The 15,311-nt window shown below is 59.8% G+C and carries 14 protein-coding genes and 1 pseudogene; 3 read left to right on the plus strand and 12 right to left on the minus strand.

The window, feature by feature from the left end:
- Positions 1-8: 8 nt before the first annotated feature.
- From MUG98_RS25365 to MUG98_RS03645, 7 genes and pseudogenes are all read right to left on the minus strand, one after another.
- Positions 9-383, minus strand: a pseudogene (locus MUG98_RS25365) (4Fe-4S dicluster domain-containing protein); the annotation flags it as partial.
- A gap of 316 nt (positions 384-699) precedes the next feature.
- On the minus strand, positions 700-963 hold the full coding sequence (locus MUG98_RS03620) for a hypothetical protein (protein WP_265110807.1): 264 nt from the start codon (positions 961-963) through the stop codon (positions 700-702).
- 8 nt (positions 964-971) lie between these two features.
- Positions 972-2,003 (minus strand): TAXI family TRAP transporter solute-binding subunit, encoded by a 1,032-nt coding sequence (locus MUG98_RS03625; RefSeq protein WP_265110808.1) that lies wholly within the window; start codon positions 2,001-2,003, stop codon positions 972-974.
- A gap of 6 nt (positions 2,004-2,009) precedes the next feature.
- Positions 2,010-2,327, minus strand: coding sequence for a hypothetical protein (locus MUG98_RS03630; protein WP_265110809.1), 318 nt, complete (start codon positions 2,325-2,327; stop codon positions 2,010-2,012).
- Positions 2,328-2,425: 98 nt separating this feature from the next.
- The gene (locus MUG98_RS03635; protein ID WP_265110810.1) at positions 2,426-4,588 is read right to left on the minus strand and encodes a DUF3604 domain-containing protein; all 2,163 of its coding nucleotides are present in this window, start codon (positions 4,586-4,588) and stop codon (positions 2,426-2,428) included.
- A gap of 53 nt (positions 4,589-4,641) precedes the next feature.
- Positions 4,642-5,091 carry a universal stress protein gene (locus MUG98_RS03640; RefSeq protein ID WP_265110811.1) on the minus strand — a complete coding sequence of 150 codons (450 nt, stop codon included), beginning with the start codon at positions 5,089-5,091 and terminating at the stop codon, positions 4,642-4,644.
- Positions 5,092-5,151: 60 nt separating this feature from the next.
- On the minus strand, positions 5,152-6,447 hold the full coding sequence (locus MUG98_RS03645) for a class-II fumarase/aspartase family protein (protein WP_265110812.1): 1,296 nt from the start codon (positions 6,445-6,447) through the stop codon (positions 5,152-5,154).
- Positions 6,448-6,706: 259 nt separating this feature from the next.
- On the opposite strand from MUG98_RS03645, the gene MUG98_RS03650 reads away from it, so the two are divergent.
- Positions 6,707-8,620: a TRAP transporter permease gene (locus MUG98_RS03650; RefSeq protein ID WP_265110813.1), complete on the plus strand. Its 1,914-nt coding sequence runs from the start codon at positions 6,707-6,709 to the stop codon at positions 8,618-8,620.
- 115 nt (positions 8,621-8,735) lie between these two features.
- On the opposite strand, the gene MUG98_RS03655 is transcribed toward MUG98_RS03650, so the two are convergent.
- Positions 8,736-10,352 (minus strand): gamma-glutamyltransferase family protein, encoded by a 1,617-nt coding sequence (locus tag MUG98_RS03655; RefSeq protein WP_265110814.1) that lies wholly within the window; start codon positions 10,350-10,352, stop codon positions 8,736-8,738.
- A gap of 144 nt (positions 10,353-10,496) precedes the next feature.
- Here MUG98_RS03655 and MUG98_RS03660 point away from each other — a divergent pair, with 144 nt between their 5' ends.
- On the plus strand, positions 10,497-11,693 hold the full coding sequence (locus MUG98_RS03660) for an MFS transporter (RefSeq protein ID WP_265110815.1): 1,197 nt from the start codon (positions 10,497-10,499) through the stop codon (positions 11,691-11,693).
- 529 nt (positions 11,694-12,222) lie between these two features.
- Here MUG98_RS03660 and MUG98_RS03665 read toward each other — a convergent pair.
- From MUG98_RS03665 to MUG98_RS03680, 4 genes are all read right to left on the minus strand, one after another.
- A complete protein-coding gene (locus MUG98_RS03665) occupies positions 12,223-12,552 on the minus strand; it encodes a hypothetical protein (protein ID WP_265110816.1) in 330 nt (109 codons plus the stop codon).
- Positions 12,549-12,908 carry a succinate dehydrogenase/fumarate reductase transmembrane subunit gene (locus MUG98_RS03670; RefSeq protein ID WP_265110817.1) on the minus strand — a complete coding sequence of 120 codons (360 nt, stop codon included), beginning with the start codon at positions 12,906-12,908 and terminating at the stop codon, positions 12,549-12,551. The genes MUG98_RS03665 and MUG98_RS03670 overlap by 4 nt, the downstream gene beginning before the upstream one ends.
- A 106-nt stretch (positions 12,909-13,014) precedes the next feature.
- Positions 13,015-14,178 carry a UxaA family hydrolase gene (locus MUG98_RS03675; RefSeq protein WP_265110818.1) on the minus strand — a complete coding sequence of 388 codons (1,164 nt, stop codon included), beginning with the start codon at positions 14,176-14,178 and terminating at the stop codon, positions 13,015-13,017.
- 46 nt (positions 14,179-14,224) lie between these two features.
- Positions 14,225-14,533: a UxaA family hydrolase gene (locus tag MUG98_RS03680; protein WP_265110819.1), complete on the minus strand. Its 309-nt coding sequence runs from the start codon at positions 14,531-14,533 to the stop codon at positions 14,225-14,227.
- A gap of 8 nt (positions 14,534-14,541) precedes the next feature.
- Here MUG98_RS03680 and MUG98_RS03685 point away from each other — a divergent pair, with 8 nt between their 5' ends.
- The gene (locus MUG98_RS03685; protein ID WP_265110820.1) at positions 14,542-15,114 is read left to right on the plus strand and encodes a DUF5828 family protein; all 573 of its coding nucleotides are present in this window, start codon (positions 14,542-14,544) and stop codon (positions 15,112-15,114) included.
- Positions 15,115-15,311 lie beyond the last annotated feature (197 nt).

Genomic DNA, 15,311 nt, shown 5'->3' on the forward strand with positions numbered 1-15,311 from the left:
CGTCCCGAGTCGACCCGGTGGGAACAGTAGTTGCACTTCGTTGCGGTGGACGTCTCTGGATCGATATAAAGGGCGTCGTACGGGCATCCCTGCATACACGCCTTGCAACCAATACACCGTTCGGTGTCGAAGTCAACGATCCCGTCTTCCCGTTCCCAGAGTGCGGTTACTGGGCAGACGTCAGTACATGGCGAATCGGCGCAGTGGTTGCATCGCATCACCGAAAACTTCCGACTCGTTTGCGGGAAATTTCCCTTTTCGATATACTTCACCCACGTCTTGTTGACACCGATCGGATCGTCGTGTTCAGCTTTACACGCGACCGTACACGCGTGACATCCGATACACCGCCGGTTGTCGATGACAAATCCGTAGTTAGTCATTGCTGGGCGTTACTCTATTCGTTCCCGTCGACAACGTTCGTGCTATCATACTTTTTCGGTTCCGCGGGATATCCGCCCCGTTCGTGAGACATGTGAACGCGCTACATTATGTTGGTCAGGCATCGTACAAATTCGTTTCGCCCAGTCGCGGATCTCGTCTCTGGGGACAAGGACGATCCATCGTCGGTGATCGAGTATGTGGCGTCTCGAAACTTGGTTCTCCTTTCATACCAATCGTCGTTATTCCATCCTCGGTGTGTGTTTTGAAACGGCGGATGACCCGCACAGAGTGGAGTAATTCGTCGGTATTATTGGCTCAACTTCTGGATCTCCGGATCAGGTCACCCATCGACACGTCGTCCATCCTGAAGACGGTGAACACGACTGTTAGAACCGCAACCAGCCCAATCAACACGATCGGGCTACGAGTGAGAGGCAGCGTCGGTATTATATCGCCCTGTTCGAACAGTGAAACTACGAACACCGTCATGCCGACGAGAATAATCGCTTCTAACAGTCCGAGCCAGCCAAAAATCACCCAATCGGGGACCGGGAGGTCCCAATCTTGAAGATTGACCATCTCTGTGATTACAGCAGATCGTTGTCCTCGTACGCGTCTTGTGCTCCGGGGTGGAGGTCGAAGGGGACGTCCGAGTGCATCGACTCGTCGGCATCGAAGACGCCGAGGATGTCGGCGGAGTTGCGCACCTGGTCGACGTTCTTGATGACGCCGTCGACGACGCTATAGATTGATTCCTCGGGTGCGTCGACCTGCGCGTTGACCAGGCCGCTGTCCTGCATACAGGACAACGTGTCGTCCAGTTCCGGCAGGGTACCCGACTCAAGGTCAGCGGTCAGAAGTCCGTACTCGTCGCTGAAGTACTCGCGGTTTTCGTCCGTCCACTGCAGGTACTTCACGTCGCGCGTTGCCGTGATCGTCTCGAGCCAACCCACGGCGCGACCGCTGACCGCGAGAATCGCGTCGATATCCTCGTCGACGAACATCTGTGCCATATCGTCCCACGAGGTCCGGCGGTAGTCGCCGCCGAGTTCGTCGATCGTTTCTTGATCGTACCCCAGTTCCGCAAGTGCCGTGTCCCACACGAACCCACCGAACGTCCCTTCGGGCTGGTTCGTGACCGTGATCGGATACTCGTCGTCGGCTGCCTCCTGTAAGGTGTCGTACTCGAAGTCCGGTTGTGCGACCACGTAGTAGAACAGTTCCGTCTGATCGGCGATTACCGATCGGATGTTTCCGCTCTCCCAGTCCGAACCATCATACGGGTCCTTCCCATTAGCGGCGAGCGAGCCAGCCACCATCGTCGTGTGTCCGACGTGGATATCCTTGCTTTGAAGCCGCTCGTTGTTCCCGACCCAGCCGCCCGGGAGGATGTTGTACGCGAGGTTGGGATACTCGGCTGAGGCGGTCGACATGAGCGCGTTCATGATGACGTACCCCGTTCCGCCCGGACTACCCGCGGCCGTCTCCAACAGCAACTGGCCGTCGCCGTTACCGCCACCGCCGCCACCGCCACCGAGACAGCCGGCAACCCCGGCAATACCGGTTGCGCCGATCGATTGTAAGACTCTACGCCGTCGAATGGTGTTGTTATCTACCATAGTATTTCACTCATAGCTCGTGCCACCCATTTCGGGTTCTTCGTGGAGTTCACCACGGTCGCGCATGAGCTTCATGTACCACAGGAATCCCGTCGCCATTACCGCCAGCGGTGGCCACACGTTGAACCGCGTTCGCCCGATCACCATCGAGACCACCCAGAGCAACGCAGCACCGATGAAAATGACGGTGAATGCGAGCCACTGTCTGGAATCGATGTTCTCGATGCCGTCCTCGTGAACAGTATTGACGATCGGCAGCACGGCGAAGGCTGTCACGAACAGCACCCCGAGCGGAAGCAGGTTCAGTATGTCAAATGAGCTCATGCCCCAACATCGACTAATTCAATGTGTATACATATAACTTTCCCTAAAATGCGTTATGAGTTTGCAGTTATTTAATGAAAGTGGCTTTTGCTGGTACGTCACTCCACGTCAACAAACACTGGTGAACTCCACGCCATCTCGCCATCGTCCTGTCGGATCCGCACGTAGTACGCGTGACGACCGGCAGTAGCCCCTTCGTCGCGGAACGTCCGATCGATGTCGAACGTACTCGACGTTCCTGCCCGTCGAACCGAAAGCTGTCGGCCGACCGGTCCATCGGCGAACGTCAGTTCGTCGTCAAGGGAGTCTACCGGTATGGTCGTTGTGACCGGTTCGGTGGCGATCCGCAACTTCGCATCTTCGGGAGCGTCGAGCCGAAGTCGGAGACCCTGATAGTTTCCGGCGGTCGCACCGTCCCACTCGATTGTCGTGTCTGTCGCCCGTTCTATTCCTTGGTTCGGGTGGTCGAACCCAACCGGTTCGGCTGATACGATTCGACCGGCCGAGAGGTTGAGTGCTCCGCTCCAGTCCTGGACCTTGTGACGGTTCTTCGACCGGGCCCCGGTCCACATGATCTCAATCAGGTCGTCGTCGTCCGCGAACGAACGCGATTCGATCGGATCCGGCCCGCGGAACAGGTCGACCTGACGCAGGGGCGCAGTCCCGTTCACCGTCACGTCGACGGCGGGGTCCTCTTCGACCTTCGTCTCCCCACCCATTGGGGTCCCATCGACGCGTACGTCGAGGAAGATTCGCGCGCCGGTCGTGCCGTAAACGCGGCGTTCCGTGAACGACTCCCACAACGCGTCCCGAGTGAGGTCCTCCGCTTTCGCGGCCATCACCGGCCCCTTGATCGGGAACGACCAGTCGGCTGTGTTCGTCGGATAGCTTGCGCCAGGGCGGCCGGTGTGATCGTCGCTTCCTCCAACGAACCCCACCTCGTAACCGCGTTCGAGGGCCTCCTGCCCGAACCACTCGAAGATTCCCCAGACGGATGTAATCTCGACGAAGGGTGTCAGTTCCGGATCGAGGTCGTCGAGGACGGCCGGCCGTCCTCCTTGGTGGGGGATTATAAGCACGTCATCTCGGTCCTCGTAGACTGCGTAAAGCTCCGAGACGGGGTAGGTCCCCTCGTGTTTCTCGTAGCCGTCGGCGATCTGCCAGCTCGAACTCCGGTGAATCTCCGCCTCGTCCCCCTTGAAGTAGACGTTGTGGTCGCCTCCTACGGACGTATTCGGCGACCACTCGTAACAGAGGAACGTAACGAAGGTTCCGGGATCATGATGCTCACGGACCTGTTCTTGGATGGTGTTCCAGAACTCATCGGTGATCTGGAAGTCGTTGGCGGCGTGTGAGCCGAAATCGAGGTGGGCGTTTTCCCGGAGATACCGGAAATAGCGCTGGATGGTCCCCGTCCCCACCGTCTCCCCGGACTGCCCGTGGATGTCCCCCCAATACGTCGGCCGCGCGTCGTCGTGGCCACAACGGACGGGGTTGGTGGTCGTCTCCAAGTCGGAACGGTCAGCGTCGGCGACCCGCAGCCGATGAACGCCTTCCTCGGCGAGGACCACGTCGGCGATGGCGAGTCCCTCCGAGGCCGTCACCGTGACGGGAGAGTCAAGCGCCTCGCCTTCGACGCGCAGCCTCCCCTCGTATCTCGCGGCCGTGTTCCCCCAGTAGTCTTCCGCACGGACCCGTACGGTCACTTCGTCGCCGGACTCCGCGTTCGAAGGGGCGAACGCTCGTAGCTGGTTGGCGGAACCAGAAACGACGTCGAAGGTGAGCGGTTCGGGCAGGGGGACGGGTTCGCCGGACTCGAACGCGTCAACGAGTACTACGAGTTCGAAATCCTCCTCCGGAAACGACTGGGCTTGATGGCCGAGACACCCGCCGCCGGTCTCGCCGAGCGTGAGCGTGATCGCGTCGCCGGGGGCCAACGCCCCGTCGTAGACGTCGATGGTGATCGTGTCTTTCAATGGCCGTACGTATCCGTCAGTGTCCCAACGGGCATCGACGGATGCGTCGCCCGACGTCTCCACGGTCGCATAGTTATCGGCCGACGGATCGTCGAACTGCGGCCGCCCCCAGTCGCTTGACATGTTAGCTGCGAACTTCAGCGTGCTCCCGTCGTCCATCCCCAGTTCACCAACCGTGTAGGTAACCGTCCACGTGCAATAGGAGCCTGCGACGACCTCTCCGTCCGGTTCCAAACTGGCGGTTCCGTACGCTTCACATCTCTCGTCGGTCCGCTGATCAACCATAGTGGCATGATGACACACACCCTATTTAAGATACTGCCCAGTCGGGTCATCGACTACTGCGGCGCTCCAAAGACGGTCACCGGTTGATCCGTCGCGAACATGACTGACTGGGTAGTGCTTCCGAACAGCATCTTGCCCGCCGGCGACCGCTTTCTGCCGCCGATGTAAATCCCCTCCGCGTCGAGTTCGTTTGCGATCCGGACGATTTCGTCGGGCGGATTGCCCCGCTCGACACGGATCTCGTATGCGACGCCGTGATCGGCGAGTCCGTCCACTACCTGCGCTAAGGTAGCCGGGTGTACCTCCTGTTCGACTTCGTCGTCCGGGTCTTCGCGCCGCGGCGGTTCCCACACGGCGGCACTCGGTGGTGCCTCAACGTCCTTGAACACGTGTACCACGATCGCCCGGACGGACTGCGATGCGTCCGGTAGAGACGCGACTTTCTCGACCATCGATTCGGCGATCTCTTCGTCCTCGCCGACCGCGAGCACTACTTGATACATACCCCCCTGTTGTCTCGACTCCATATTAAACGTTCAAGCCATCGCTCGTTGGTCCGGTGTTCAGGACGACCTCCCGGACGCCTCGAGTACACGATCGATGAACGTGGTCGAGAGCCCGATGTACTCGATCGGATCGGTCAGGGATTCGATCCTCGTTTCGGAAAGGTGGTCTGCCACACGGGAATCGGTGGCGAGTGCCTCCCTGAACGACACGTCTCCGTCGAGTGCCGTCGTCGCGGCTTCGTGGACGACCTCGTGAGCCGTCTGTCGACCGATTTCCTCGGCGAGTGCCATCATGACGGCCTCGGAGGCAATCAGCGGCCCAGACCGATGGACGTTTCGTTCCATCGCTTGCGGTTCAACGCCGAGCCCCGTCAAATTGTCGCGCGTGTTGACGAGCGCGCGGTGGAGATACATGGCGCTCTCGGGGACGACCGCGAACTCGACGTACCAGGACGATCGGTCCCGCTCGTCGTACGGTTCGAGCGATTCGTTCATCACGTTCGCGGTCGCCCGAACCAGACGTGCGAGTCCAACGGTGTGCTGGGACAACACTGGATTACGCTTGTGCGGGTTGGTACTGCTCCCTAGTTCATCGTCGGGAACGGTCTCCACGAGTTCGCCGATTTCCGGTCGGTTCAGGAGCAGCACCTGCCGTCCGATCCGAGCCAACGACCCGGCGATCATCGCAAAGAGATTTAGCGTTTCGGCGAACCGATCGCGGGTCGCTGTCCACCCGATTCTCGGAGGTTGGAGATCCAACTCCGTAGCGAACCGTTCGAGAATCTCAGCTCCGTCGTCGCCGACGGCCGCCAACGTTCCTGACGCGCCCGCGAACTCGGCCACGTACACGCGTTCCTCGAGTTGCCGCAGGCGCACCAGGTGACGCTCGATCTCGTCGAGCCAGGTCGCAAACTTGAAGCCAAGAGTGATCGGCGGCGCGTTGGTGTGCTGAGTCCGCCCGATCATCGGCGTTTCGCGGTGCTCGTCTGCGAGGGATACGAGCCGATCTCGAACGGCCAGAAGCGTTTCGCCGATGGCCTCCATCGCCTCGCGGAGCTGGATGACGACGACAGTGTCGGAGATGTCCTGCGTCGAGGCCCCCCAGTGGACGTATTCCCCCGCCTCGCCGAGTTCTTCCTTCCAGGCCTCAATGATGCTCATCGAGAACAGCCCGATCTCGTCGACGTACTCCTTGATCCGTGTGGTCTCGACGTGTTCGATCGAGGACTTCGCTGTAATCTCGGCGGCGGCCCACTCGGGCACGATCCCGGCCTCCGCCTCGGCCCTCGCGAGCGCGGCTTCGACCTCAAGAAACGTCGAGACGAACGACGCTTCGTCAAAGATCTCTCGCATCGTTTCCGTTCCGAAGGTATCCCTGAACAGAATACAGTTCGTGTGGAGTATCATCGTGGACGGGTTTACGCGCCAAGATCATAGTTGTGGCCACGTCGGCGTTACATACGCTGCTACTGATAGCCTCGTTCTACGATTCTCACTGCGTCTCCGGCCGGCTGATACGGTCTTTCGCGCCTGTGTGTCATTTCTTACCAGTCGTTCTCAGATGCCGGTGAGCGAAACATTGATATCCCATAGTAAATAGATAACAATCACCATGGATGTAGACGCGATCGACACGAGAGCACGCACCATCGGGCTTTATTTGATATCGTTCATCGCAATCACCACCTCGCTGTTTCACCTCTATACCGGCGCGTTCGGAATCTTTGGTGGACTCATCCAGCGATCGATCCACGTGTACCTCCTGGCAGCGTTGACCTTCGCTATCGTGCCCTACGCGGGAAGCACGAAGTGGCGGTACCGAACGGTAGACATCGTACTCATCGTGCTGTCATTCGTTTCGATGGGATATGTCCTCCTTCACTACTTCCGGATGCTCAACAAGGTCCCGTGGGTGGAAGCCCCTCCAGTTGGCGACTGGATCATCGGGATAATTTCGGTGCTTCTCGTCCTCGAGGCGACCCGTCGGATTGTCGGCCGTTTGCTGGCCGCCGTTGTCGTCGTCTTTCTGCTCGCCACGTACTTCGCGTACCTGCTTCCCCCGCCGTTTACGACCCCTGCCGTCCCGCCGTCGAACTGGATCGACGGGTTATTCGTCACCAGCGAGGGGCTGTGGGGGATTCCCACACGGGTCTCCGCGACGTTTATTTTCCTGTTCGTCGTACTCGCCGCGTTCCTCGAAAGTACGAAAGCCGGGCAGTTTTTGATCGACATCGGTAACGCCATGGTGGGCCACCTGCAGGGCGGCTATTCGAAGGTCTCCGTCGTCGCAAGTTCCATTTTCGGCAGCCTCTCCGGAAGCGCGGCTGCAAACGTCTACGGGACCGGTATCTTCACCATCCCGATGATGAAGAAAAGCGGTCTCAACCCCATCTCTGCGGGATCGACCGAGGTGACGGCATCGTGTGGTGGGCAGTTGATGCCGCCGATCATGGGTGCGGGCGCGTTCATCATGGCCCAGTTTCTGGGCATTAACTACGTCGTCGTCGCCATGGCGGCGATTATTCCGTCGTTTCTCTACTACACCTCCGTGTACTTCTCGGTACACGCGGAAGCGGTCAAACAGAAGATCGAGCCGATCCCGAAAGAGGACCGGAAGAAAGCGCTTAACGTCATACGCGAGGCTCCTGGACAGGCGCTGACACTCACGCTAACGCTTCTCGTCCTGATTTACATGCTCGTCCGCGGGTACACGATCTACCGATCGGTCTTCGTAGCGATCGGCATTCTCATGATTGTGAGTTCGATACAGCCCGGTTCCCGGATGGGAGTGAAACACATGACCGTCGCGCTAGACAAAGGTGCCCGGAACGCAACTCAGATCGCGATGGCGTGTGCTGCCGCGTCGATCGTACTCGGTTCGCTCAACATTACCGGACTGGGGGTGGTTTTCGGACAGTTCCTCGTGGGTGCGGCAGGAGGTGTTCTCTGGGTACTGTTGATCATGGTGGCTGCCTTCTCCATCATCCTTGGGTTCGGGATGCCCACGACCGCGGCATACATTCTCGCCGCTTCGCTGTTGGCCCCAGCGCTGGCGGCGGTCGATCTCGGTGGCCTGCCAAGTCACTTTTACATCTTCACGTTTGCCGTGTATTCGACGCTGACCCCGCCCGTCGCGCTTGCGGCGTTCGCCGCTGGCCAAGTCGCAGACGCGGATCCGATCCGGATCGCGTTCAAAGCGATCAAGATGGTGCTTCCGACGTTCATCATCCCCGTGCGGTACGTGCTCCACCCGGCGATTCTCCTGGAGATGAGTTGGCAGTGGATCGTGCTCGATTTCGGAATCCTGTTCGTCGCCGTCATCGCCATCCAGTCCGGACTCTGGGGCTGGCCGGTCAAGGGGGTCGTTCCCCGAACGCTGGCAGTCGTCGGGTCGATTCTCCTGATACTGCCGGCTACGTTACTCCCCGTGGGGTTCTTTACGCTCATCGTCGCGGGGCTGATACTGGTCGGCTTTGCCGCGGCGACTCACATGACGGTCAACGGGCGACAGGCCGAACCGGTCTAGCTGCCCGAGAAACTCTGATTCCTCGACGTCCGGGACGCGCTTCTGGTATACGTATACTGCGACGATTGCGACACGCCGGTCAGTGAGCACACCATTTCCGAAATTCGTTCGGTCGTCAGTAGCCGGTCGCGTTTCCGTCCTTTCGCGGTTCAGTTGCAGCCGAGAGCGTCCCGTGCCGATTTCGAGCGATCTGTGCGCCGCCGAAGTCCGCCGGAAGGCCGATTCGGACGTCGTGACCCCGGCGAAGGAGCTTTGAAGCGAGGTCTCCGTCGAAGCGTCCCTCGACTGCCAGTGTTCCGTCTACACGACAACACCATCGCGGGCGGTCGAGCGCGTGCTGGAGCGACAGATCGTCGTCGAGCAGGTGCGAGAGCACCTGCAGGTGGCCCTGGGGCTGCATGTATCCTCCCATCACGCCGAACGCGGCCCAGTCATCCTCGTCGAACCGTACTAACCCCGGAATCAGCGTGTGAAACGGACGTTTGCTCGGTTCCAGACGGTTCGGATGGTCGGCTTCGAGGGAGAACGATCCTCCACGGTTCTGCAGTGCGATCCCTGTGCCGTCGGCGACCAGTCCCGATCCGAAGCCCTTGAACCGAGAGTTGATGTACGAGACCACGTTCCCCTCGTCATCGGCGACACACAAAAGGACGGTATCAGCTTCTTCTGCGTTCGCGTTCGGGACGCCAATCGAGACGTCCTCGAGGGCTTCCCGGCCGATCTCAGCCGCTCGCTTTCGGGCCCACTCTCGGGAGGCAAGCGGTGGGATTGCCTCGTAGTCAGGGTCCGTGATGTAGTGATGGCCGTCGTGAAAGGCCACTTTCATCGCCTCCACGAGCCGGTGGATTCGAGCGACGGAGTCCGGGGGCTCCGCACCCGCTTCGAGTTCGGCTGCGACGTTCAACGCCTCGAGAGCGATCAGCCCCTGGTTGTTCGGCGGCAACTCGAACACATCCGCGCCGCGATAGGATGTCGACACCGGATCCGGATACTCGACCTCGAAGTCCGCGAGGTCGTCCATCGTCAGGAAGCCGCCTTTCGACTGTACTTCATCGACGATTGCCTCGCCGATTTCACCCTCGTATACCACGTCCGCACCCCGCTCGGCGATCGATCGCATCGATTCCCCGAGCTCCGGGAAGCGGACGGTTTCACCGACCTCCGGCGCTCGCTCGCCCTCGACGAGGTAGGTTTCGCGGGCGTGTTTGTCCCTGAACAGTTCTTCGCCTTGCTTCCACGCCTCAGCGATTACTTCCGTGACCGGATAGCCCTCCATAGCATAGCGGATTGCGGGCTGAAGAACATCGGAAAGCGTTAGACGTCCAAACTTTTCGACCGTCGCTTCCCACCCGCGAGCGGTCCCGGGAACGGTAACGGTGTGCGGTCCGGTCATTGGCATCGTGGCCTCTGCCGGGTCCCCATCGGCGACTGTTTTCCGAACCCGTTCGATGGTGGACGCGGCGGGCGCGCCGCCACAGGCTCGCATTGCGCCGACCTCACCGTCGGCTGTCCGATACAGCGCAAAGACATCCCCGCCGAGTCCCGTGTATGTCGGCTCGACGACGTTCAACGTTGCCGCGGTTCCGACGGCTGCGTCGAAAGCGTTTCCCCCGGAACGAAGGATATCGATGCCAGCCTCGGCGGCCAGGGGCTGGCTGGTAGCCACGACTCCTTGAGTCGCATACACTGTCGATCGGCGCGACGCGAATCTATCGAGGTCTGGGTTAGCCATGGTGGCGCGTTCTCGGGGCAGGGTATTAGTGTCTCGGGGCGTCTGCCCGTCGAAGACGGGAATGGACATCCCGTTTCAATGAGCGTCGACAATTGGATGACAGAAACGACACAGTTTTTTCCCTCTATGAACCACTGCAATGCAATGGATCGGTCGTACTGGCGAACGGTCGGCCTCGTGTTGTCGTGGCAGATCGCCGCGAGCTTGTGCTACTATGCCGTATATGCGGCCACCCCCTTCTTTCGGGACGAATTCGCTCTCTCACGGTTTCGCGTGGGACTTGTGATCATGATGGTTACGTTCGGCTATGCCCTTTTTTTGCTTCCGCTTGGCGCGTTGACCGACCGGTTCGGGGAGCGGCGGACGCTCACGCTCGGTCTGGTCGGTCTAGCGGCCGCAGCGGTGATCGTCGCTGTTGCCCCGACGTTCGCGCTCTTGCTCGTCGCAACGTTCATTCTCGGATCGCTGTACGGGACGGCGATGCCGGGAACGAATAAGGCAATCTACGATAACATTCCATCGGGTCGACAGAACACGGCGGTCGGGATCAAGCAGGTTGGGGTCACGGCTGGGAGCGGTGCCAGCGCCCTGCTGATCACGGGGCTTGCTGGTGTTCTGTTCTGGCAATCGGGGTTTCTCGTCGCTGCATCCTTCGGCCTTCTCGTTGCCGTCCTCTTCTACGTTCTCTATCGCGGTAGCGAGATGGGAGGACCCGCGGAGTACCCCAACTTCCGTGCACTGCTGTCCAACCGACCCTATCGGAGCCTCGTCCTTTCCGGACTGTTTCTGGGTGCGGCAGTCTTTACGACGTCCGGCTATACGGTTCTATACGTCGAGGAGTCGGTCGGGGCGTCGGTCGCCTTCGGAGGTATCGTGCTCGCACTCTTGCAGACTTCCGGCAGTGCAGGGCGCGTCGCAATGGGATGGTTGAGCGACGTTCTCCCGGGAGATCCTCGGATCAGGATCGGAGGAATCCTTTTCGTGCAAACGCTTTCCAGTGTCGCGCTTTTTATCGTCGCTTCGACGACGTCAACGCCGCTGTCCGCTGCGATCGTCTTCTCTGCCCTCGGGTTCTTCGTGCTCGGATTAACCGGGATCTACTACTCTTGTATGGCGACACTCGTCGAAGTCGAGGAAATCGGCGGTGCCACCGCTGGCGGCCAGTTCGCGCTCACGACTGGTGGACTCGTCGCGCCGCCAGCGTTCGGGTATCTCGCTGACACGGTAGGCTACAGGGAGAGTTGGTTACTTCTCGCGGCCGGCTGTATGGTCGCCGCGTTGCTCATTCTGCGTGTCATTCGGATTGAACCCCCGACGACACAGCCAGCGATGAAGGAATGAGCCGCTTGCCTTTCGGTCAACAGGTGTTCGCCACTTTGCGACTGTCGCTCGTCCCGGCTCATTGCCGATACTCTGGGTCCCGGTCGGGATCGTGTTTCCTAGAATAGTTGATAAGTTACAGATCGTTATCCGTCCGCCGGATCAGAGCACACGATTCACCCTTGTCGCGGGATCTTCGAAGCCGTGGTGGATCGTCCGCGTCGTTACCGCACTCTTTAGTCCGTTCCGGAAGGGGCATCGGCATCTTGGGGCGACCAACTCGACGGACTAGGGAGATCCCGTTCGATAGCGATCGTCCATCACCCTTCGAACATCGACCGCGTAGAGCGTCTCGGTTCACCGGACGATCACGTCGGTGTCGAAGGCGGTATCGCTCCCGATACCGACGACGATCTAGCCGGAAGCCGGATCGAGGACCGCCGTGGCTTTCCTCGAAGGCGCCGATAGTGGTCCGAGGTCCTCCGAGTGATCCATGCAGTTATCGAACTCCCCTCATCGCTGTCGGTTGTATTCGCAGACGGCGAACCCATTAGGCCAGTAGACGGGTCACGAACAGCAAGAACAGCCCTATTCCGGTTCCCCACACGACGAATTTTGTCGACCGGTCCGAGAGCCGCGTCTCGATCACGGTCCCACGAATCCCCAGGAAAGCATGGACCAGTACAAGGGCGAGCGTGAGATCCAACAGCGGCCCGTAGATCCCCCACTCGGTGAGCGTAGCGAACCCGTAGTCTGGGTACAGTTGCACGCCGATGTGAACCGTCAGAAGCGGTACGAGAGCGAGGGCGCTCACCCGGTGGACGATCCAGGGAAGGTATCCGTACGTTTCCGGGCCCCGCATCGACGATCTGGCGCTCATAGTCCGACCCCCAGCAAGATGATGAACAGTGCCGACAGGCCGAGAATCAGCCAGAACGACAACCGGTTCCCCGACGCAGTTAGCCCACCGAGTTCTACGATCACGAGACGAATCCCGTTGAAAGAATGAAAGACAAGTACGGATAGGAGCGCGACGATTACCGGCCTCGATATCGGGGTATAGACGCTCGATGGCGTGGCCTGAAGGACCGGGACTATGAGGTGAACGCCGATCCATACGAGTAGTAGCCACCCCGTCAGCCGATGGAGGGTAAACGCTATGTGTCCAACCGCGAAGTTCCGCCAGCTCCGTACCGCTAGTAGGTCTCTTTCGTAGATGAGTTTCTCGTCGTCCATGCGTATTCAGTGACTGTTGATCTCTATTATGTAGACCGGACGAAACCCGTCATCCGTCGATCGGGTATCGCGGCGGTCAAAGGTCTGTACGCGGATCGATGGCCGCTTACGTCGACGGACCGATCCGGTGGATCGCAAACTGGCTCTCGCCGAACACTTCGCTGAGTGTTTGCTTGCCGTTGACGACCTCCATGATCTCGTCCCAGAGTTCGTCGGTGGCCCAGTCGATCGTCTGATCGCCGACCAGGGCTTCGCTGACGTCGACGTCGGTTTCTTCGGGAACGCGTTCGGCGCTGCCGGGGTTCCCCGTAATCTTGATCGTCGGCATGATCGCGTTCGAGAGCGTGTGGCCCTGGCCCGTGGAGATGATCATGAAGTGCGCACCCCCGGCACCGATCCCGGTGACCGATTCCGCGCCGTGGCCCGGCGTGTCCATGATGTACATGCCGCTTTCGTCGGGGATTTTCTCGGCGTAGTCGACCAGGTCCTGGATGGGGCCGTCGCCGGATTTAACCAGCGCACCGAGGGCCTTCTCCTCGATGGTCGTCAGTCCACCGTCCATGTTGTCCGGTGTCGGCTGGGCGCCACGGACGTCGTAGCCGGTTTCTTGTAGTCGCTGTTCCCAGTGGTCGACGTAGTCGAGGATCTTTTCTGCGACTTCGTCGTTGACCGCGCGTTCGGCCAGCCCTTCCTCGCCGCCGAAGAACTCCGGCGTTTCCGCGAAGACGGCGCGGCCGCCTTCGTCGATGAGCCGCCAGGCTGCCCCCGCAGTGGCCTTGTGCTGGCACAGGCCGCTGGTGGTGTCCGAGGTCGCGCAGTTGATTCCGAAGGTGAGATTCGAGATGTCATGGGGCTGGCGCTGCTGGGCGCTCGCGTCCTGGACCATCTCCCGGGTGGCGTTGACGGTCGCTTTGAGCCCGTTCATCACGCCTTTCTCGTCGTGGATGTTAACGCTCGCGCTCGGGCGGCCGGTTTCCGCGATGTCGTCGGCCAGTTCGTCGCCGTCGACGATCTCGCCGGCGTGGGCGACGACGACCGCCCCGTACGTGTTCGGATGGGTTGCATACCCCAAGAGAGTCCGGTAGGTCTGGAAGACGTCGGGTTTCGTCTGACACCGCCCCAGTGGATGGGTGATTGGAATCGCGTCGTCGACGATTTCCGCCGCTCGTTTGACCGTGTCGTTCGCGTAGGGGGCCGTCGCGATAATCGGGACGAAATTTCTAATACCGATGCTTCCGTCGTCGCGTTCGTATCCAAGGAATTCAGTCATGATATGGTGTCACTTTGATTGAAAGTGGCGCAACGATTCGATCCGCTCACGCAGTTCCTTCGGCGGCCTTGTCACCACGGCCGTAGTTGCTATCGACGTTGTGGACGTGGACCCAGTCGCCAGCCTCGATGTCCTCGCTGGCATAACCGATACTTAGCCCGTACTTGTAGACGGTACCGCCTTCGTCGATATCAGTGAGGGCCACTTTGTGTCCGAACGGAATGTCGTCGTTGATAGTGATCGTTCGAGCTTCGCCGTTGATGGAAATATCAACAGTTTCTCCCTCGTCGACTTGCCTGATGAAGGTCGCGACGTTGTCGTCTGGTTCTACGACCTTTACATATTGCTCTGCCATTGCATATCATGGTTCTGGCTGATGAGATATATACGTTATGGCGACGGTACTGGTTACGATGCGAGGAAGAAACGGCGACAAGAGTACAGGAAGAGGACTACGAGCGCACTAAGAAGACTATTTACACTGGCGGCGGGCGGGACGCGGTGGTTCGTATAGATGGGAATACTTTTCTTTTCCCCACAAAAATCGGTATCAAGACGATCGGCACATCCGGATCCGAAGTGGACCGGCAGGACTCGGTGCGGTCGGCGGATACCGGACTCTATCGACCGGAGGGACACACGGATGGAAAAGAGCGTCTCAAAGGGGATGCTCCGCAGGACCGGAGACCCCGCAGAAAGTGCGACGAGGGGTTCACACGCACGTTACTTGAATCCCGCCGCTTACGAGGAGTACCTCGCCGCCCACGAGGAACACTCGATGCCCTCGAGGAGTGCGTCGAATGGCGGCCCACAACCCACGAACGTACCAAGGAGAGCACACGTGAGAAGATTATCCAGCAGACCCTTGTTGAGCAGACGAGCGACGAAAAAACGAACAAGAACTCCGACGAGACCCCGTCTACAACTACGTCATGACGCGGCTCAACACTATTGCCTGGTCAACGAACTAATCAGCGCCATTATCCGCCAAACCGGGGGCGACGATCACTTCGTCCTCAACGTCACTGCCATCGGCCACGTCGCACGATGATTTCATATATACGGCGAGGAAGACGACTGCTGGCATCGAACGACCAATGTGGCAACCGAGTATATCGAAGAGTTCGAACCAC

The sequence above is a fragment of the Halosolutus halophilus genome (genome assembly GCF_022869805.1).
GTDB lineage: Archaea > Halobacteriota > Halobacteria > Halobacteriales > Natrialbaceae > Halosolutus > Halosolutus halophilus.

Excerpts from the sequence above, each read along its gene's own strand:
- MUG98_RS03620 (WP_265110807.1), bottom strand. The coding sequence starts at position 963 with ATGGTCAATCTTCAAGATTGGGACCTCCCGGTCCCCGATTGGGTGATT.
- MUG98_RS03625 (WP_265110808.1), bottom strand. The coding sequence starts at position 2,003 with ATGGTAGATAACAACACCATTCGACGGCGTAGAGTCTTACAATCGATC.
- MUG98_RS03630 (WP_265110809.1), bottom strand. The coding sequence starts at position 2,327 with ATGAGCTCATTTGACATACTGAACCTGCTTCCGCTCGGGGTGCTGTTC.
- MUG98_RS03635 (WP_265110810.1), bottom strand. The coding sequence starts at position 4,588 with ATGGTTGATCAGCGGACCGACGAGAGATGTGAAGCGTACGGAACCGCC.
- MUG98_RS03640 (WP_265110811.1), bottom strand. The coding sequence starts at position 5,091 with ATGTATCAAGTAGTGCTCGCGGTCGGCGAGGACGAAGAGATCGCCGAA.
- MUG98_RS03645 (WP_265110812.1), bottom strand. The coding sequence starts at position 6,447 with ATGCGAGAGATCTTTGACGAAGCGTCGTTCGTCTCGACGTTTCTTGAG.
- MUG98_RS03650 (WP_265110813.1), top strand. The coding sequence starts at position 6,707 with ATGGATGTAGACGCGATCGACACGAGAGCACGCACCATCGGGCTTTAT.
- MUG98_RS03655 (WP_265110814.1), bottom strand. The coding sequence starts at position 10,352 with ATGGCTAACCCAGACCTCGATAGATTCGCGTCGCGCCGATCGACAGTG.
- MUG98_RS03660 (WP_265110815.1), top strand. The coding sequence starts at position 10,497 with ATGGATCGGTCGTACTGGCGAACGGTCGGCCTCGTGTTGTCGTGGCAG.
- MUG98_RS03665 (WP_265110816.1), bottom strand. The coding sequence starts at position 12,552 with ATGAGCGCCAGATCGTCGATGCGGGGCCCGGAAACGTACGGATACCTT.
- MUG98_RS03670 (WP_265110817.1), bottom strand. The coding sequence starts at position 12,908 with ATGGACGACGAGAAACTCATCTACGAAAGAGACCTACTAGCGGTACGG.
- MUG98_RS03675 (WP_265110818.1), bottom strand. The coding sequence starts at position 14,178 with ATGACTGAATTCCTTGGATACGAACGCGACGACGGAAGCATCGGTATT.
- MUG98_RS03680 (WP_265110819.1), bottom strand. The coding sequence starts at position 14,533 with ATGGCAGAGCAATATGTAAAGGTCGTAGAACCAGACGACAACGTCGCG.
- MUG98_RS03685 (WP_265110820.1), top strand. The coding sequence starts at position 14,542 with ATGGTTCTGGCTGATGAGATATATACGTTATGGCGACGGTACTGGTTA.